Genomic DNA, 20,453 nt, shown 5'->3' on the forward strand with positions numbered 1-20,453 from the left:
GGAAACAAAATAAAAGATATGAAACAATTTATAAGAATATTAGTAGTCATTATAGCAGGAATATTGTCTTCCTGTAACGATTCAGATAAAAATGAACAGGGAACCAGTTCAAAAATAAAAGACGCTGAAAAAACACCTAAGGTTGAAGTGGTTACCCCCAAAGAAAGAACCTTCTTAAAAACCCTGGAAATTGTGGGTGAAGCCCGTCCCAATCAAATAGTAAAACTACGCGCACTGGAAAATGGTGCAGTGGCTAGGTTATACAAAGATATTGGCGACAAGGTAAAAGAAGGAGAAGTGTTGGCTAGCTTGAGAAACCCGGCAATCACTGGTAATTTAAACGTTTTAGAGGCCAAATTGGAAGCTACAAAATCTAAATATGAACGCTTAAACGATATTTACGAAAAAACCCCGGCGCTTACTTCCCTAAGTCAGGTTGAATCAGCGAAATCCGATTACCAGAGTACGCTTGCAGAATATAACGCCAGTAGGGAGCAAGTAGGTTTTCTCCAAATTAGAAGTCCTTTCAATGGTATTGTTACTGAACGTAATATTGATAAAGGTGCTACGGTGCAAAGTGGTATAGCGAATCCCGGCAGCACACCATTATTTGAAGTTATGGATACAGAAATCATTAGGGTTCGGGTACCTCTGCCAGAATCTGACGTAAAATTTGTGAAGCAAGGGACAGCGGTAAGTATAAAATTTCCCGAATTGCCTGATGAAAATTTTCAGGGTGAAGTTAGCCGTGTTTCGGGGGCTTTAGATTCCGGTTCCAAATCTATGAGCCTGGAAATTGATATAAAGAACCCAGATCTCAAAATTAAACCAGGAATGTATGCCCAAACAAATTTCGAAGTCAAAAGCACTGAAAATACACTTTCCCTTCCTAATACCGCATTAGCTGTAAGGGATGAAAAAATGCATATTTACGTGGTTTCAGAGGATAATATAGTGCAGTTAAGAGAAGTAGCTATGGGAATTCAGAACAAGGATTATTTTGAGGTGTTAAGCGACGAAATAGATACTTCTACCAAAGTAATTGTAAGTGGCAAAAGACAGGTAGACCCCGGAATGCAAGTAGAACCAATAGAAATTGAACGGTAATGGAGAATTTGAAACAAAAAGAGAATAAAATTCAACAATTATGTTGGTGTTGCATATTGTTACTTTCAAGCATCTGGTTTACCAGCGCACAGGAACAAGTCGTTGAATTAGATTTACCTGCCGTACTGGAAGTGGGAGGCGCCGATAACTTAAGTATTGATCGCTATGAAAAAGAGCAAGAGCTTGCCGAGGCCAATTATCTAAAAGCGAAATCCTGGTGGTTACCAGACCTTAGCTTAGGCGTTCGGAGTGAACATCTCTGGGGCGCTGCAATGAATGCCGATGGTGGTTTTTTCCTGGAGGTGGAAAGAAATAATCTTTGGCTGGGTCCCGAAATGAATTTAAGCTGGGATTTCGGTAAAGATATCTATAAGCTGAAAGCTGAAGAATTAAAACTCAGAGCTGCAGATTTTGAAACTCGGGAGGAAAAAAACCAGGCAATACTGCGAGGTATTGAGGTTTATTATGAATTTAAAAATGCTCAGCTTTCTCGCACGGCTTATGATCGAATGGCGGAAATTGCCGATACTGTTTCGATGCAGCTGGAAATTCAGGTTGATGCCGGTTTCCGATATCAATCTGAGGTTTTAACTTCCCAGAGCAATACGAAGCACCTCCAAATACAAAGCCTGGAATCTGAAAAAGAGTTTCTTGAAAAACAGGAAGAGTTACGGGAACTCCTTGATGTAAACGCTACTGTAGAATTGAGAGCTGCCGACGATTTATTATTGCCTTTGGAACTTATTTCGGAAGATGAATTAATGAACATAACACCGGATAGCGCGGTGGGGCGACGGCCCGGGATTGAGGCTATAGATAATAGGATACTGGCCACCAAAGAAGAGAAAAAACAGGTCACTACAGGGCTTCTGTTGCCAAAACTCAGTATAGGAGCGTATACTTCTTACTTTGGGGGCTTTTTTGAAACTGTTACACCTATGCGGGCGGAGCAGGAGCCCAGTCCGCAGTCTTTATATCCTACCACAGCTATACAAGCTTCCTTGATATGGGATATTCCACTTGGACAGATTTTCTATAAGGGAGAACCAAAACGCTATGATGCCGTTATTGGTTTACAGAAAAATGAACGGGAGCAGTTTGAAAATAAGGTTACGCGGGAAGTAAAATCGGCGCGAGCCAAACTTATAAACTCCAAGCGACAGCTTGAAATTGCAGAGGAGTCAGAAGAGCTTGCAAGAGAAGCACTTTCTCAAAGTATAGAAAGGCAAAAATCCGGAACCGCTGCACCCTTTGAAGTATTTCAGGCTCAGGAATATTATTTACGTAGCAGGCTGGATTATCTTATGGTAGTTAGTCAGTATAATACTGTCCAATACCAGTTATACGTTGCACTTGGAAACGATCTTTAAAAAAAATGGAAATGAAAACTTTAATTAATTTATATATAATAATCCTGGGTATTAGCCTTAGCGGCTGTGCCCAGGAAAAAGAAAAAAACCTTGTAGAAAAAGGGGTATATCAAAACAGGCTCTCTAATGCCAGTAGTCCTTACCTCCAGGGGCATGCCGATAATCCGGTAGATTGGTATGAATGGGGAGAAGAAGCTTTAAAAAAGGCGAAGGAAGAAGATAAACCCATAATTATTAGTATAGGTTATGCTGCCTGCCATTGGTGCCACGTTATGGAACGTGAAACATTTATGGACACCACCGTTGCAAAAATTATGAACGAAAATTTTATTTCAATTAAAATAGACCGGGAAGAAAGGCCAGATATAGACCAGGTTTATATGAATGCTGCAACCCTTATCAGTGGGCGGGGAGGTTGGCCCTTAAATGCGTTTACACTGCCAAATGGAAAACCTTTTTATGCAGGAACTTATTTTCCGACCGAAGAATGGAAGGATATTTTAAATCAGATAGCCAATACTTATGAAAACGAACCTGAACGGTTGGTGGAAGCCGCAAATTCAGTAACCGAAGGGGTGAAGCAACAGGATATCATTGATACACCTTTGGAAAACAAAGCCTTGTTTGCTAAAGAAGATTATGTTGAATTATGGCAAACCTGGAAACCTCTTCTTGACCTTGAAAAAGGTGGTTTTAAACGTGCTCCTAAATTTCCATTGCCGATTGGATATGATTTTCTTCTTCAATATTCCTCTATCACGGGAAATGAGGAAGCAATGGAAGCGGTGGAAAGTACCTTACGAGAAATGGCACGAGGAGGGATCTACGATCAATTGGGTGGAGGTTTTTCCCGGTACTCTGTTGATGAAGATTGGTTTGTGCCGCATTTTGAAAAAATGTTGTACGATAATGCCCAATTGGTAAGCCTTTATTCCAAGGCTTTTAAAAAAACTAAGGATGAAGAATATGAAGAAGTGGTGAGAGAAACGCTGGAATTTATAGAAAGGGAACTCGCTGCAGAAAATGGAGGCTTCTACTCTTCACTAAATGCTGATTCTGAAGGAGAAGAAGGAAAGTTCTATATATGGCAAAAAAATGAAATAGAAGAACACTTAAGCCCGAAAGAAGCAGAAATATTTACTGAGTTCTACGGAGTAGAATCCAAAGGAAATTGGGAGGATAATAAGAATATTCTATTTAGAGAAAATATAGAACCAGTCTTCGCCCAATTAAATGATTATTGTTATTCAAGTTTTTTAGAAAAATTAAAATCTGCAGAAGGAAAGATGATGGAAGTGCGGAACAGTCGGATTAGACCTTCAACAGACGATAAAATACTTACTTCCTGGAATTCTCTAATGATTATTGGATATCTTGACGCATATACCGCTTTAGGGGAAGAGAAATATAAATCCAAAGCAAAAGAAGCTTTGCGCTTTATAGAAAATAACCTCATCCAGGAAAACGGAGGTTTATTTAGAAATTTTAAAGATGGAAAACCCAGTATAAATGCTTTTTTGGATGATTATGCATTTTTGGCAAGTGCCTATATGAGGATGTACGAAGTAACCTTAGACAAGAAATGGCTGGTTAAATCCAAAAAACTTGTAGATTATAGCAGGAGTAAATTTCTTAATAAAAAATCTGGAATGTTCTATTATACTTCGGAAGCCAGCGAAGAACTAATAGCCAGAAAAATGGAAATTACAGACAATGTTATACCGGCATCAAATTCCGAAATGGCTACGGTTTTATTTAAATTGGGAAATTATTTTCAGAAGGAAGAATATCTGGTCCATTCAGAGCAAATATTGGCACAGGTGAAAGAAAGAAGTCTGCAAGGTGGACCTTATTATGCAAATTGGACAAAATTAATGGGAATGCTAGTATTTAGTCCTTTTGAAATCGCAACAATGGGGAAGGATGCAGTAAAGGTGAATCTGGAATTACAAAAAAAATACATTCCTATTTCTTTGTTTATGGGGGGAGAGCAAGAAGACCTTCCATTATTGGAAGCTAAGTTAGTTGAAAATGAAACCTATATTTATGTATGCCGAAACCGAACCTGCAAACTGCCGGTTAAACGGGCAGATAAAGCATTTCAGCAAATAAATGATTTTTTAAAAGGAGATGAAAAATCAAAAAGCTTTTGGGAATAATTTCATTTAATTTTGAAAATGATTAAAAAGAGGCAGGTAGCTTTTCTTTTAAGTCTCTTTTGAGTAAATCCTTAGATTTTCTATAGGTTTTTGAAAATCTCCATTGTAAGCTTTCAATTAAATTAGCGGCTAATGAAATTCAATAATTAAAAGGATATTCATTACTTTAATTTTTTCCGTTACTTGAAGTGATAAATTACCATACCCAGTTAAAGGAAGATGAAAAAAAATTACCCGGGGATTAAAAAAAATCAGGCTTTCTATTTTATTCCTGATATTAGTGGGTTTTCTCAATTTGTGGAGAATACAGCTATTGAACATAGCATTCATATCATTTCAGAGTTACTGGAGATTTTATTAGACAATAATGTGCTGAATATGGAATTGGCAGAGGTGGAAGGCGATGCACTTTTTATGTATTCGGAAAAAGATTTATCATTTTCAGAAGTCGAAAATCAGGTAACTTCCATGTTAAATGCTTTTAGGGAGCATCTTTATAAATATGAACATCAAAGAATTTGCAGTTGTGGAGCTTGTTCTACAGCAATTAATCTTCGAATCAAATTTTTGCTACATAAGGGAAGGTTAGATTTTATTAAAGTGAAAAATATAAAGAAGCCTTATGGACAGGATGTTAATCGTATACATCGCTTGCTTAAAAATGATGTTCCTCTTGATGAATATCTACTACTTTCAAATCCAACGTTTAATGATTTGAAACTAGAACTGGAAGTATCTGGTTTCAATAAAATGGAAAGTGCATACGACATTCATATTCTTCCTTATTATTATAAAGACCTAAAAACTTATAAAACTCCGGTTAAAAAGAAAGCCAGTCAAAATAGCATTCCGATAGATGAAAAATCCGATTTTATTATAGAACGGGATATTAAGCTGCCCATTGAAAAAGCCTTCGAACTTATAAGTAATTTTAAATACAGACAACTTTGGGACAGTTCACTAACTGGGATTACTTTTGATGAAGCCCAGGTAAACAGGTCTGGGTCAAATCATACCTGCATCATTGGAAGTCGTAAAATGAAGTTTGAAACTGTGGGAATAGATAGTAAGGCAGACCTTTCTTATGGTGAAAAGACCTCTAATTTACCAATGGCTAAAAATTACAGATTTTATATTCTCTTAGATAAGTTAGATCATAATACGACCAGAATGAAAGTTCTTAACTATTTGCAATTTAATTGGATGGGGAGATTAATGAGAAAATCTGTTTACAGAAAACTGGAAACTACCTGGAATGCTAAACTGATAAAGTTAGAAGAAGTAGGTGAGCATAATTTTTAGAAAATATCTTTAATATCTGTATTAAAAATCGGGGTTACTGTTAAATGACAATTATATTATTTTTCAGAAGAGATGGTTAATTTTATTAATCCAATTCACAAACTCTTCCTAAATTGATTGTCTAGTAGATCAATTTCAATCGGAAATTCTGCACAGAGTGTTCATTTTTAGTAAATTAGAATAAACCTTATGTTATGAGCGAGAAGAAATCTGTTGAAGCGGTTATTGAGAGGCATGAAGCTTCCGGGAAATATTTTAATGTAAACGGCCTTCAATGCTTTGGCCTTGATCAGGGTAATGGAGAAGCTGTACTTTGTCTACACGGTGTACCCACCTCCTCTTTTTTATACCGGAAAATCGTTCCGGCACTAGCCGAAAAAGGATATAGGGGAGTGGCTATTGATTTTCCGGGCTTGGGCTTTTCTGACAGACCGGAAGATTTTGATTATTCTTTTCCTTCTTTAGCCAAATTTTGCGCCGAAGTAGCTAAAAGTTTAGGTTTGGATAAATATCACCTACTAATTCATGATATTGGCGGGCCTGTAGGATTTGCGCTAGCTGCAGAAAACCGGGATAGGATTTTGTCACTTACTATTCTCAATACTTGGATAGATGTGGTAAACTTTAAAAAACCATGGCCAATGCGACCTTTTGAAAAACCTGTGTTAGGTGATATAGAACTGGCAACCCTAAAACATCTTACCTGGCAAATCATGTTTAATAAAATGGGGGTGAATGATAGTTCGGAAATTCCTAAGAATGAGATTTACGCTTATATAGATATTTTAAAGCGTGGTGACGGAGGGGATGCATTCTTAAAACTGATGAAAAATTTTGATGATTCAGAAGAATTTAGAAGTCTATGCTATAGGGCAGTACAAAATGTACCTTATCCTGTACAGGCAGTTTGGGGCGCCGATGATCCGTTTCTTACACTTGATCACCATGGGCAGGAAATTAAAAAAGTAGCGGGACTGTCTGAAATTCATCAACTAAGTTCACGTCACTTTTTACAGGAAGAGAAACCGATGGAAATAGTGGCGAAACTTGAAGAAATTATTCAAAAATCCAGGCAAATGCTTCCGAGATAAGAGAGAAATTCAGAAGATTAACCGTGATCGCTATAAAATCGTTTCAAATGGTTTGGATGTATAGATAGGTTGTAGAGGCACACTAAAAATACATCAAGCGCTAATTGTTTGAAAGTTCCATTTTTTTCAAATCTTCTTCCCGACGTAAGAACGTAATCTTTTACTTTTTTGAATTTGCCTCTTTTTCTAAGTCGACGTTGAATTTCAATATCTTCCATAAATGAAATTGTTTTAAAGCCGCCAATTGATTTAAATATTTCTTGTTTTACAAAAATTGCATGATCGCCATAGGTGAAAAATTCCAGGCTAAAACGGCTACACCAGCTATACAAATTAAGTAAGGGATGTAATTTATCAATTCTTAGCCTAAAGCTACCTCCTATATGTTTGGATTTCTCAAGCTGTTCTGTTATTAAGCTATAGGTGTTTTCCGGCAGGAACGTATCAGCGTGCAAAAACAATAAAACTTCTCCTTCAGCTTCTTTGGCGCCAAAATTCAATTGGCTGGCTCTGCCTTTTTTGGACGTAAAAATCTTTACAATTGAAAAACTCCTGGCAATACCAACCGTATTATCGCCGCTTCCGCCATCAACAACAATTATTTCAAAATTACCCTGGAGCTTTAGGCAATTTCCAATTGTTTTTTCTAAAAAACTGGCTTCATTCAAACATGGGATGATTATACTTATTTTTATGTTTTGAACCTGTACCATTTTTTAATGATTGTTTTCATCCAGGGTTTTAACTGTTCTACGAGACTTTGTCTAAATAGTGATTTATGAATGTTAGCTGCGGTAGGATAAGGATAGATTTTGTTCATAAAATCATTCAGTTTAATTCCCGCTGTGTTGGCAAGTATCAATTCTTGTATGATTTCCCCGGCATTTGGAGCAATCATACTACCCCCTAAAATTTTGGCATTCCCAAGGTTAAAGCGCTTTTTCTCTATAAATACGATTAACTGCCCATACTCGTAATCATCAGTAATAGCACGATCATCTTCCTTAAAATTGGATTCTAAACGTATGTATTTAATATTCTGCTTTTTTAATTGATTTTCATTAAAACCAAAAGTCGCTACTTCGGGATCGGTAAAAGTTACCCAGGGAAAATGTTTAAAGTCCAGCTTCTTTTTAAGTGGAGAAATAAAATTATTTATTAAAAGCATATTATGCATCTCGGCAGCGTGGGAAAATTTAAGATTATCTGCTGCATCTCCACTTACAAAAACCCTTTTATTGGTAGTTTGGAGTTTTTTGTTAATTATTATTTTTCCTTTTTCTGTTTTTATTCCCCCTTTTTCAAGTGCGAGGGAATCAAAATTTAAAATGCGTCCCAGACCCATAAAAATAGCATCAACAGGAATGCTTTCTTCTTCACCAATACTCTTTTTGAGAATAGCATATTTTCCTTCGACTTTCGCTACTTCAGCATTGAAAAAAAATTGAATGCCTTCTTTTTTAAGTCTATTTTTAAGAATGGTGGAAATTTTGGAATCTTCCTTTTTTAAAATATGTTCTCCACGGTCTATAATGTATACTTTAGAACCTAATCTTGAAAAAGCCTGGCCTAATTCTAAACTTACTGGGCCAGCACCTATAAAGACAAAATTCTTTGGAATAAAATTGATCTCAAAAATAGAGTCGTTAGTAAATATTGGAATATCATCAGTGCCAGGAATATTAATTATTCTAGGAGAAGACCCTGTAGCAATAACAATATTTCTTCCTTTGAATATCTTATTATTAAGTTTTACTGAATTTTCCGAATTAAATGATGCCTCACCCAAAGCTATATCCAGCCCTTTTTCTTTAAGGTAATCAATGTTTTCGTGCTCCTTTATAACATCTTGTTTTCCTTTTATGTAAGCCTTTATTTTTTTAATATCCACTTTTCCGGAAATCTCTAAGCCCAATGCTGTAGACAGTTTTGCCTGATGCAATTGTTTTCCTAAGTGAATTAAGGCTTTACTGGGAACGCACCCGGTGTTTAAACACTCTCCACCAATACTTTTAGCGTTGCGATCTATAAGCAAAACATCCATTCCCAATTGCTGCATTCCCAATGCAGCGCCCAGACCACCTGAACCCGCTCCAATTACGATTAAATCATAGGTTTTCTCTTTCATAGGTATTGAATTTTTATTAGCGGGAAATTGCTGACGCAAAGTATTAATAATCGGCCGTGCTCAATATTTCAAATGATTGGGTTAGCAGATCTTTTCGTTTTTGTAAATTTATGGCTAAAGGTAACTGGGCTAATCCCAGAATTCTTCTAAATATCTCAATCGCCGTGAATTGCTGACACAATTCTTTATTTAGCAGAGCCTTTTCGGTGTAATATCTAAAGGCTTTACTAACAATTTCTTCAGGCTGGTTGGCCATTTTTAAGTGCGCGATAGTAACCCCAATTTCAAATTCCGGTTCTCCGAAAAAGCAGAATTCCGGATCAATAATTTTAATTCCGCCTTTTGTTTTTATCCAACTCCCCGGAAAATAATCACCGTGCAAAAGGCTGTTTCCGTCCTGTAAATAGCGTTCTCCTAATTTCTCAATTTTACCTTTAAGATCATCATTGTTTTTATAAGGCGCTGCTATGCTCTGCAGACCTGGCAGTACGGCATCTAAATCCAGACCGTTTTCTTCTAAAAAAGGATATATGAAAATATGTTTGTGATTTAATTCCCGCATTTTCCGGTTGGGCAGGTTAATTTCTGAATTTTCACGGGTGAGATTAGTATGTAAATCGGCAGCAAAGCTTATAATCTTAAATAATTCATCCTCATTTAAAACCTGTCCGTTTTTATATAAAAAAGTATAGTCGGTAGCGTTACCTAGATCTTCAAGATATAAAACATAGTTCTGGTTATCAATCTTCAGGAGATTAGGCATCTGTTTTTTTAAACTGCTGTAGCCAGAAACGAGCTCGTAAAATTTAGCTTCTCTTAAAGATCGTGTAATCGGGGCTTCTACTTGCGGATATTTCTCGACATAATCCCGACTTTGTTTTATTATAAAACTTCTTCTATTGGTTTTTACGCGAAGGGTGAAATTCATATTTCCATCGCCTGGGACTTCTATTGCAGTTACTTTTTCACCTGTTTCTAACCAGGACCGAGCCTCCAGGTATTTTTCTACTGTTTTTATATTAGCTGTTAAATGGACCATATTTTTTAAAAATCGAAGCTTTTACTGGTTATTAATTAGACTTTTCATCATCTTTTCGTGGTAGTCTTCTGCAACGTCATAACAGTATGTTACTGGAAAACCATTTTCTGAATTAATTATTAAATATTGCTTGAAATTATTTTCAGGTGTATCCAGTAGCATATCGTTTTCGTGAATCTCTAAATGAGCATTTAGCTCTTCTGAAATTATATCTTCAGGTGCTATGAGATAATGACTTGCTAATAGATCAAAAGGGTTAAACCCATTTTCGCCAACTTTTTCCCACTGCTGTAGCCAGGGTTTAGATTTTTTTGCCAGCCAGCTTGTAGCAGAATCTCCTTTTTTCATCCTTTCTAAATCTTCACCTGTTACCCAGACTTTATTTGAAATTTCAAACGGACAAAGAACAACTTTAACTCCGCTTTCAAACAAAATTCTAAATGCAGCGTTATCAAGGTCAAAATTAAGATCTGGCGCATGATGGGCTGTAGGTTTTCCTATTTCAAAATAAGAAGTGTCAGTTCTTCTTCCCGCAACCAGGACAACTTCTTTAATTTGCGATTTAAGTTCTGGATAGATTAACAATAAGGTTCCAATGTTGGTCGCTGGTCCTATTGCCAGGATGGTCAATGATTCCTTCTTTAAAGCTTTCGCCAAAGCTTCAACCGCTTCGTTAGTTTCTACATTCTCCAGGTTAATTTTGTCGATTGCTCCTTTATAAACCGGAATTTCGTAAGGAGCAAATTCGCTTACCATTTCCTTGTTTAGGCGGTAGGCATCATCAATTTTAGTATTTCCAAAAACAGCACTTATTCCTTTTATGTTTATATTTTCTGCTTTAAAAAGTTGTAAAAGGGCGTAGGCATCATCTACATCGCTATACCCATCACGATGGTATCTTTTCATACCCACAGCGAGGTCTGCATCTACCCAAATATTTTTTTTAGAATTTTTTGCATCATTGTTTGTTGGAAAAAAACTTTGAGGGGTTTCTTTGTAATCCAAAGCAGCGCTTTCAGTCGTCTTCCCAAAATCTTTCGTTGAAATGGTTTCCAATTTGGCAATTTTAGGCGAATCATCGTCTTCTTTTGAATCAGAGCCACACGCAGCAATTATTCCGATAAGAATTATACTTAGGAATATTTTGGTTTTATTAATCATAGTTTAGCAATATTTATTTTTTTTGGATTTAGTTCGAGAACTATACTCGATTATCGAGATTTAAATGCTCCGAGGCTTGCCTCGAAAATTAAACAATGGTTCTCAATGAATGCCTCGTGAGCGTGCGCCGAGGTAGTTTACCTCAATTAAAAGTTCGACGCAATTTGTTAGCCTTTTGCAATTGTTAATCCATTTCCCACCAGTTTTTTATATTAATATTATCGCCGCCCATTCGATCCACTGCTTCCTGGTAATTGGTATTATTTACAGCTTGTTCCGATTCGGGGTAGAGGTAACGTACAGGATATTTATCGTCATTAAAGTTATCTGGCCCGGGACTTATTTCCGGAATTCCGGTACGCCTAATATTAAACCAGGCTTCGTGACCTATCATAAATAAACTTAGCCATTTTTGGGTTAGTATTTTTTCAAGATTATCCTCGCTGTTTTCGGTTAAAGCCACCGATTCCTGTGAAAAATAATCAGCAGGGATTTGTACCGAATAATAATCGAAATGCGCCTGAATAGCATTTCTATAGTAAGTATCTGCATTCCCGTTTATAAACCCTCGTTCCACTGCTTCAGCTAAAGCAAATTGTACTTCTGAATACAACATTATTTGAGCGTCAACCCCGTCAGGTATTTCTCTAAAACGATTAGACATAATGGAAAGATCATTGAGCTCAATATTTCTTTCACTAATTGTTTGGGTACTTAGTCCGTTAGGTAAACCTTTAAATTGAGGGTTTCCGGCAAGAATACTTTCTGGAGTAGGTTGGTAGAAGACACTGATTCGGGGATCTTCCCAGGTCTTTAAAATATCTTCTACAGTTTTACTCATTTTTAAGCCCCGATAAATTCCTGTAGAAGCACTAAATAAAGGAAACTGGTTCGGTGCAGCGTCTAAGTAGGGTAGTACCGCATTATCTGCATTAGACTGTATCAAACTTCCAGAGTCTGCAAGATCCTGCAATTTGCTAAAATCTGTAATACGCTTGCTAATGCGTAAATGAAAACGAACCTGCAGGGAATTGGCAAAGCGTATCCATTTCTCCAAATTATTACCAAACATAATATCTCCCCTTATACTTTCATTTGTATTTTCAAGTTGTGAAGCGGCACGCTCTAAATTAGCTAAAATACCGGTTTCGGGGTCGGTATAAATACTTTCCTGGGTATCATAAACAGGAGTGAAATTAAGTTCGCCAAATTGGATGGCTTCGGTATAAGGAACATCGCCCCAGATATCGGTAAGTTGGGAAAATAGATAACTTCGCATGATTTGAGCTACGCCATCGTAGGCTTCATTGTAACCCGATAAACTTTTCATCGATTCCAGGTCGGCTAAAAGGCTATATATCAAATTCCAATAATTACTATTACTGCCTAATTCGTAACGATCTATACGTTCAAATTCTACATCGGCATTGAATTGTGCTAAATAGTTATTTCGCCGTAAACCTTGATTATATGTATGTTCATTAAGTTCTGAAGCAATTACATTGGTCAGTAAAAATTCAGGACTTACTTCTTGAGGAGCATTAGGATTATCATTAATTTCCTCAAAATCATTGTCGCAACCTGCTAAGTGCAGCATAACAATAATGGCAATAATGAATTGTATATTTTTCATTCCTGACTTCTTAAAAATTTGTTTTCAGACTAACACCAAAACTTCTTGTTGAGGGATAAGAAAAATCGTCTACGCCATACACAATATTACGTTCCTGGAAAGCATTCAGCTCCGGATCGAAATGCGGGTTTTCAGTAAACAACAATAAATTACTGCCTATTAACCCCAGCTTTAGATTTTCTACTCCTATATATTTTGCAGTTTTTTTCGAGAAGGTATAATAGATACTCACCTGCCTTAATTTTATATAAGAAGCATCGTATAAGGCACTTGCTTCGTTCCCACGGTCATAGTAGGCATTATTAAAAGTGCTTGCAGGCACAGGAGTAGTGTTTTGGGTATATTGAGGGTTTTCGTCGGTTCCAATGTTAACAACACCATCACCTATAATCCCGTTCCCGTCCACAAATTGCGTATTTGGTCCGCCTCCTTCACGCCCTAATAAGGTTTCTTTTAAAACTCCAGAGGTACTACCTAGAGCTTTAATTCGCGATACAATGGTACCACCCTGGCGCCAGTCAAAAAGAAAATTTAAATCAAAGTTTTTATAGGAAAAACTATTGCTGAACCCCATAGAGAAATCTGGGTTGTAATTGCCCAGCAGCCGTAAATCGCCATCTTGTACCGGTAATCCGTTGGTGTCATACAGATCCTGACCATCTACCTGGACAAAGCCCGTACCATACATATCTCCCACACGCCCATTCTCACGAGCGATATATAAAACGGTGTTAGAGCCACCATTAAAAATATTTGCCGTAGCAGTTACAAACTGGTCTACTCCCTCGGGAAGTTCGGTAACTACACTTCTAAAAGTGCTAAAGTTCACCGAAGTATTCCAGGTAAGCGCTGAAGTTTTTATTGGAGAAGCACTTAACATTAATTCCAGGCCACGAGTTCTAACTTTTCCTCCATTTTCATTAAATCTCCCAAAACCACTGGCATTAGAAATTGGTCTGGAAATAATTTGATCCTTACTTAGATTCTGATAAACAGAAGCTTCAAACTGTATCCTTCCTTTTAAAAACCAGGCTTCAAGACCACCTTCGTAGGCGTTAAGCCGTTCTGGTTTCAAGTTTATATTTTTAAGAACATTCTCATTAGTTACTCTAAAATTTGAACCATAATTACCATTAAATTGAAAGATTTGCCTGCTTTGAAAGGGATCGGTGTCATTACCCACTGAAGCAGCACTCAATCTGAATTTTAAAAATGAAATGTCTTCGGGTAAGTTAAAACCATTTGAAGCCACATAACTAAAGCCTGCAGAGTAATAACCAAAAGAATTGTTCTTCTTAGGTAGGGTGCTACTCCAATCATTGCGATAAGTAAGATCTATATATAGTTCATTTTCGAAACCCAAATTTGCGGTACCATATACACTATTAATACGTTTGTTGAAATTTTCGCTGCTTCCTTTTAACGGTGCTCTAGAGTTAGCCAATGTATAAATCTCCGGTAAGGCGAGTTGAGAAGCTTCAGCAAAAGCATAGTGAATTTTTTGGTCAAAGCGGTTTGCGCCGATGGTTAATGTATAATCTAATCTCTTATTAATTTCATTTTTATAGGTTACTAAAAAGTCGGTATTCATTTCGGTAAACCTAATGTTATCTTCCCGATACGAACCAAACGGATTTGCATTTGTGCTTACCGAACGTCTAAATTCACGATCATCGTTATACATATCCATACCAGTACGCACTTTAAAACTCAAATTTTCTGACAAATCATAGGTTACAGAAACGTTTCCTAAAACCCGGTTTTTCTCGAAACTATTGGTGTTTTCAAAAAGTGTTAAATATGGATTAGTAAGCCATAAATAATTTATGTCAAAATGTTGCCTTCCTGTTTGTCCCGCCTGCCAGTAATCCTTAAGGGCGGCAATATTGGTTTGTCGCCCTGTCCAGTTAAAACCGTATAATACGTTCTCATAACCATACCCTAAATTAGGACGGTTCCCACTACGGGTATTAATATAGTTCACAAAAGTAGTTACCCTTAGTTTTTCGCTTAAATTTTGATCTAAACTCACCGCAATACCATCCCTTTTTAAATCGGTGTTGGGAAGTATTCCTTCATTACGCAAGTTGCTATACGAAAGTCTAGCACTACCACTTTCTCCACTATTGTTTATGGAGATATTGTTTTGGTAGGTGATACCGGTTTTAAAAAAATCGCGCACATTGTCTGGTCTGGAGATCCAGGGAGTAGGTGTGATTTCTGTCAAACTTCCGTCAGGTAAAGTACGTGCAATGATATCGCCACCACGCACCGGGTTTCCATTTATATCTACAGAAGGGCTATCAAATTGTGGAATCATAAAACCTGCATCAAGCTGCGGACCATAGCTGCTAATGCCACCATCATTAACTCCACCACCAACACCATTTTGAAAAGCATATTCCCCATTGGAGCCTAAACCATATTTATTTTGATATTCGGGAAGTGTAAGTAGGGTTTCTACGGTAAAATTACTGTTGATACTGACTCCAAAGCCTTTTTCTCTATCACCTCTTTTTGTGCTGATAAGAACCACGCCATTAGCTGCCCGTGCTCCATAAAGTGCAGCCGAACCAGCACCTTTTAAAATAGATATTGAAGCAATATCATCGGGGCTAATCTCTGAGCCACCATTACCAAAATCTACCTCCTGCAGTGCTCCATTATTTACTAAATCACTCGTTATCTGTTCGTTGCTTATTGGCACACCATCTACTACAAAAAGTGGCTGGTTACTTCCACTAAGAGAATTTTCACCCCTAATAACAATGCGGGAAGAAGATCCTACCCCACTAGAGCCATTTGTAATTTGAACTCCCGGTACCTGACCTGCTAAACTATTTATCAGGTTAGTTTGCGGAACATTAATTAATTGTTCTGCATTAACCTTGGATACCGCTGAAACTAAGGCTTGTTTTTCTTTTTTAATTCCCAAGGCGGTTACTACCACTTCATCCAGAGATTCAGATGAGCGTTGAACTATAATTTCTTCCGGGAAAACCCCACTAGTAATCTTTATTTCAGTAGACTCAAAACCTATAGAAGATATTCTGAGAGTAAAGTTATTTGAATTTGTCTCAAGACTAAATTCCCCATTTTTATCGGTAGTAGTATAGTTCTCAGACCCTAGTTCCTGCACAGTAGCAAAAGCAACAGGTTGTTTTTCATTATCTATTACAGTAGAAGTATAATTTATTGTTTGGCATAGAGCCATACCTGCAAATAGCTGGAATGCAGCTATTATTATTATTTTCATGATAATTTTTTAATATAAACAAAAGGTGTAATTTTCTTGAAATCTTGAGAAAATTATAGTTTAAGATTTAATAAGGAGAGAATAAATTTGGGGCGGTGCCCTTAAATTAAGGGGGATATATCTTAATTTTGATAAAAAAATATTGTCTAAGGTGGGGAAAACCTTGTTTAGTAAAGATTTCAGTAGGCGTATAAACTTACCTAAATAGGTGAACTTGTATTCTTTGGCAAAGACACAAACGTCCTGGCCGGAATCTAGGTCATTAAGTGTTTCTAATTTATGGAATAAAACACTTCCTAAAGCCGCCTGTTCTATTATGTTGCTATAAAGGCTTGAAGACTGCCAGGGTAAATTCAAAAATTGTTCCTGGTCAAAAATAGCACGATTTAGACCAAGTAAATAAATACCACCATCCCAAGCAGGGCCAACCACTAATTTTTTTGACTGTAATTGGGTAATAGCATCTTGTAAAATTTCTATAGTTAGTTCCGGGCAATCATTCCCTATAGATAGTACATTTTGGTAACCTAAATCAAAAAGTTCCTGAAAAGCATTGGCAAAACGTGAGGCAAAATTGGAACCTTGTTGTTTGGTTTCGTCTACCCAAAATACTTCAACTCCACTTTTATCAGCAAGATGTTTGGTTTGTAAAATAAGTTGGCGAAAAAACGCAGAATTTTCTTTATGGTGCCTTTTACCAAAAATGTTCTTTCTATGGATTTCTTTTTCCGCAGAAAGTGAAAAAACAATTAAGGCTGTTTTATTTATGTTAGACCTCATTCAACAAATGTGCTAATAAATAACGTTACTGAATAATTTCTTTTATATTGTTTTACCACCTTTCAGAAAGATCATCCATTTTTCTCAGAAAATGATTAACTAATTAAACTCGAGTTTTTATATTATTTTGATTTCACGAAATAGGAAAATTGAAAGTCAATTCAGATGTTTTACATTTTTCATACAATTTTTGTAAGAATGCTTTTGAGGTTCCTTCATGCATGGCAAAACTCGTTTTCAAAAAAACGATTCAATGGTTAAAAATAGTCTTTTTCCTTTTCTCTTGTAGCAGAGGGGTCTATTTTCTTTGATCGGACATTACTCTTCCCAAGAATATAAAAACACCGGAAAACGTCATTTTTATGACATTTAATTTTCATTTCATTATTTAGATTTGGAAAAAATTTTATTTAAAAACATAACCATTATGAAAAATTATTTTTTTCTTTTGATCGTTTTCGCCTTTTTTAGCAGTACATACGCGCAGGGCCCTGTAGATGGTTTCTTTAGCCCAAAAAATGAACTTTCCTTAACAGCCAGTTATACCAGTTCAAATTATGATGAATTTTACGTTGGTGAAGAAAAAATGTCGCCGGTCCCGGCCCATAACGAGGTAAAACAGAATATTTACAGTTTGTATGGTAAATACGGTTTGACTAATGATTTAACACTAATAATGAATTTGCCTTATGTTAGTGCCCAGGGAGAAGGACAACCGGATCCTTTTAATAACACCACCGAACAAAAGGATTTTCAGGACTTGGGCTTATTCGCCAAATACAGGCCTGCCAGTTTTGATTTGGAAAACAGTAATTTGGACATTGTTACCGCTTTGGGCTTTAATTTCCCTCTTGGGTATGAGCCAAATGGTATTCTATCTATAGGTTCGGGGGCTTTTTCCACAGACCTTCATGCAGGGCTTCATTATCAACATAGTACAGGGTTTTTTACAAGTGCAATTTCCGGGTATAGTTTTAGGGGCGAGGCCGATGATAACCTGGATATCAATAACGGGAACAATTTTGACGTGCCCAATGCGTTTTTATTATTAGGTAAGATAGGGTACGCGTCGTCTAAATTTTATATAGAAGGCTGGGCAGATTATCAATCTTCAGTAGACGGAATTTCAATAAATGACCCTAATTTTGCTGGTCAATTTCCAGAAACTGAGGTCGATTTCACCCGTTTAGGACTTACCGCTTATGTTCCCTTCGGAGAAGCATTTGGTGCTAGTGCCGGTTTTAGCACGGTTGTAGACGGAAAGAATATCGCCATTTCCAATAATTTTAATCTTGGTCTTACTTATAATGTTAATTTGTAAATAATAGATAGGAGAATCTTCTTGTTTTTGGAGAAACTCATTTTGAAAAATAGATGGGATTCTGTCATAATCTAACATACTTTTATCATTTAAAAAATGACAACAAAAATGAAATATTTCGTTTTTTCTTTTCTTGGTTTAGTATTGATATTTGCTGGCTTCTTAAAATTTGGAAATTCCGGTTTGCTTGGAATGGCCGGCCTGAACGATGGCGGTTTACACTGGGATGAAAAAAGCAGTGAACTTGAAACTACGTTAGATCCTATTTTAGATCATACAAGCTGGGATAATTTATTAAAAAAATATGTAGCGGATGATGGAGATGTTAATTACAAAGGTTTTGTGAAAGAGAAAGAAGAATTAGAAAAATATCTTTCTTATTTGTCTGAAAATCGACCTCAGGAATCCTGGCCCCTTGAGGAGCAACTCGCCTATTATATTAATTTATATAATGCAGGCACTGTTTTACTAATTGTTGAAAATTATCCTGTTACAAGCATTAAAGATATTAAAAAGCCCTGGCGGCAGGATTTTATTCAAGTTGGGGATAAAAAGGTTTCCCTGGGAACTATAGAGCATAGTATTTTAAGAAAAATGGAGGAGCCACGAATTCATTTTGCGATAAATTGTGCTTCATTCTCTTGTCCAAGGTTACTTAATGAAGCTTATACAGCTGCTGAATTAGAAAAACAACTTCACAAAGTAACGGATGACTTTATTAATTCTGATAAGAACAACATCAGTAAAGAACAGGTAGAGTTGTCAAAAATTTTTGACTGGTATAAAAAAGATTTTCCAAATGGGGACTTGATTGCTTTTATTAATAATTATAGCGATGTTCAAATTGCTGAGAATATAGATATTAATTATATGGACTATGATTGGCGTTTAAATGAGCAATAATCAAGTTATAAGGAATGTTATTCCTGGGTATTTAAATGCCGATTAGTTTTCTCCTCCTAAATTTTATCTCTATTTGGTACACTTAGATAATCAGAAAAAGTAGATCCTGACTAGGGGGTCTGAAAAGTTTGGAGTATTGAAATCACAGAAACTATACCTTCAAATTTATCACAGCCATTTTAGGCGTTTGCCCAGTAAAACTTTAAAAACTATTTTGAATATACAAAATAAGAAACACATCGTTATTATAGGCAACGGGATTTCAGGAATTACCTGCGCACGGCATATCAGGAAAAATGCCAATGCAAAAATTACCGTGATTTCTGCGGAAAGCGATTATTTCTTTTCCCGAACTGCCCTGATGTATGTGTATATGGGCCACATGAAATGGGAACATCTTAAACCCTATGAAGACTGGTTTTGGGAGAAAAACCGTATCGAACTTAAAAAAGCCTGGGTTTCAAACATAGATTTTGAAGAAAAAACACTTCATTTTTCTTCGAAAGAAACTATGAATTATGATAAACTGGTTTTAGCAACGGGTTCTGTTTATAATAAATTCGGTTGGGAAGGTCAGGATCTAAAAGGTGTGCAGGGATTGGTTTCCAAACAGGATCTGGAATTGCTGGAAGAAAATACCCAAAACTGTAAAAAAGCGGTGATTATTGGCGGCGGACTAATTGGTGTGGAACTCGCCGAAATGCTCAATACCCGAAATATTGATGTCACTTTCCTTATCCGGGAAGAAGCTTTTTGGCATAATGTTTTGCCGCTAAAGGATGCTAAACTAATTTCTCAACATGTGCGATCTCATGGGGTCACTGTGCACCATGAAACTGAACTCGTTAAAATAATTGGAGATGAAAACGGAAGGGTAAAATCGGTAATCACCAATTCTGGAAAAGAAATTGAATGCCAACTCGTGGGGCTTTGCGCCGGGGTAAGGCCTAATATAGATTTGCTTAAAAACTCTGCCCTGGAAACCGACAAAGGAATTTTGGTAAATGAATTTTTACAAACCAACATTAAAGATGTTTATGCCATTGGCGATTGTACGCAGCTAAAGCAGCCTCCAGCACATCGAAAACCTATTGAAGCCGTTTGGTATGCCGGGCGAATGATGGGCGAAACCCTAGCGCAAACCTTAACCGGAAATGAGAGGAAGTACAAACCGGGAAACTGGTTTAATTCGGCTAAATTCTT

General features: G+C 36.6%; 15 protein-coding genes. 8 read left to right on the plus strand and 7 right to left on the minus strand.

All coding sequences use genetic code 11. From position 1 onward, the window contains the following. Positions 1-18 precede the first annotated feature (18 nt). From LB467_RS14295 to LB467_RS14315, 5 genes are all read left to right on the plus strand, one after another. Positions 19-1,107: an efflux RND transporter periplasmic adaptor subunit gene (locus LB467_RS14295; protein WP_224474729.1), complete on the plus strand. Its 1,089-nt coding sequence runs from the start codon at positions 19-21 to the stop codon at positions 1,105-1,107. After that, positions 1,107-2,477 (plus strand): TolC family protein, encoded by a 1,371-nt coding sequence (locus LB467_RS14300; RefSeq protein WP_224474730.1) that lies wholly within the window; start codon positions 1,107-1,109, stop codon positions 2,475-2,477. Before LB467_RS14295 ends, LB467_RS14300 begins: the two co-directional genes overlap by 1 nt. Before the next feature lie 11 nt (positions 2,478-2,488). Next, positions 2,489-4,636 carry a thioredoxin domain-containing protein gene (locus LB467_RS14305; protein WP_224474731.1) on the plus strand — a complete coding sequence of 716 codons (2,148 nt, stop codon included), beginning with the start codon at positions 2,489-2,491 and terminating at the stop codon, positions 4,634-4,636. Between the two features lie 219 nt (positions 4,637-4,855). After that, complete coding sequence (locus LB467_RS14310; RefSeq protein WP_224474732.1) at positions 4,856-5,938, plus strand: DUF2652 domain-containing protein; 1,083 nt, start codon at positions 4,856-4,858, stop codon at positions 5,936-5,938. Positions 5,939-6,132: 194 nt separating this feature from the next. Beyond that, positions 6,133-7,029 (plus strand): alpha/beta fold hydrolase, encoded by an 897-nt coding sequence (locus tag LB467_RS14315; RefSeq protein ID WP_224474733.1) that lies wholly within the window; start codon positions 6,133-6,135, stop codon positions 7,027-7,029. A gap of 17 nt (positions 7,030-7,046) precedes the next feature. On the opposite strand, the gene LB467_RS14320 is transcribed toward LB467_RS14315, so the two are convergent. The 7 genes from LB467_RS14320 to LB467_RS14350 form a co-directional block, all read right to left on the minus strand. After that, a complete protein-coding gene (locus tag LB467_RS14320; RefSeq protein WP_224474734.1) occupies positions 7,047-7,742 on the minus strand; it encodes a TIGR04283 family arsenosugar biosynthesis glycosyltransferase in 696 nt (231 codons plus the stop codon). Next, entirely contained in the window at positions 7,721-9,157 is a 1,437-nt protein-coding gene (locus LB467_RS14325) for a dihydrolipoyl dehydrogenase family protein (protein ID WP_224474735.1), read from the minus strand. The genes LB467_RS14320 and LB467_RS14325 overlap by 22 nt, the downstream gene beginning before the upstream one ends. Before the next feature lie 43 nt (positions 9,158-9,200). Next, complete coding sequence (locus LB467_RS14330; RefSeq protein WP_224474736.1) at positions 9,201-10,196, minus strand: phosphotransferase; 996 nt, start codon at positions 10,194-10,196, stop codon at positions 9,201-9,203. Between the two features lie 21 nt (positions 10,197-10,217). Then, on the minus strand, positions 10,218-11,357 hold the full coding sequence (locus LB467_RS14335; RefSeq protein ID WP_224474737.1) for a nucleoside hydrolase: 1,140 nt from the start codon (positions 11,355-11,357) through the stop codon (positions 10,218-10,220). 184 nt (positions 11,358-11,541) lie between these two features. Beyond that, complete coding sequence (locus LB467_RS14340; RefSeq protein ID WP_224474738.1) at positions 11,542-12,990, minus strand: SusD/RagB family nutrient-binding outer membrane lipoprotein; 1,449 nt, start codon at positions 12,988-12,990, stop codon at positions 11,542-11,544. 10 nt (positions 12,991-13,000) lie between these two features. Further along, the gene (locus LB467_RS14345; protein ID WP_224474739.1) at positions 13,001-16,246 is read right to left on the minus strand and encodes a SusC/RagA family TonB-linked outer membrane protein; all 3,246 of its coding nucleotides are present in this window, start codon (positions 16,244-16,246) and stop codon (positions 13,001-13,003) included. Positions 16,247-16,306: 60 nt separating this feature from the next. Beyond that, on the minus strand, positions 16,307-17,026 hold the full coding sequence (locus LB467_RS14350; RefSeq protein ID WP_224474740.1) for a TIGR04282 family arsenosugar biosynthesis glycosyltransferase: 720 nt from the start codon (positions 17,024-17,026) through the stop codon (positions 16,307-16,309). A 427-nt stretch (positions 17,027-17,453) separates the two neighbouring features. Here LB467_RS14350 and LB467_RS14355 point away from each other — a divergent pair, with 427 nt between their 5' ends. From LB467_RS14355 to LB467_RS14365, 3 genes are all read left to right on the plus strand, one after another. Next, positions 17,454-18,347 (plus strand): transporter, encoded by an 894-nt coding sequence (locus LB467_RS14355; RefSeq protein WP_224474741.1) that lies wholly within the window; start codon positions 17,454-17,456, stop codon positions 18,345-18,347. A gap of 108 nt (positions 18,348-18,455) precedes the next feature. Further along, positions 18,456-19,250: a DUF547 domain-containing protein gene (locus LB467_RS14360; RefSeq protein WP_224474742.1), complete on the plus strand. Its 795-nt coding sequence runs from the start codon at positions 18,456-18,458 to the stop codon at positions 19,248-19,250. Between the two features lie 214 nt (positions 19,251-19,464). Then, the coding region (locus LB467_RS14365; RefSeq protein ID WP_224474743.1) for an NAD(P)/FAD-dependent oxidoreductase at positions 19,465-20,453 on the plus strand (989 nt) is incomplete at its 3' end.

Source organism: Salegentibacter tibetensis (assembly GCF_020164485.1).
Lineage (GTDB): Bacteria > Bacteroidota > Bacteroidia > Flavobacteriales > Flavobacteriaceae > Salegentibacter > Salegentibacter tibetensis.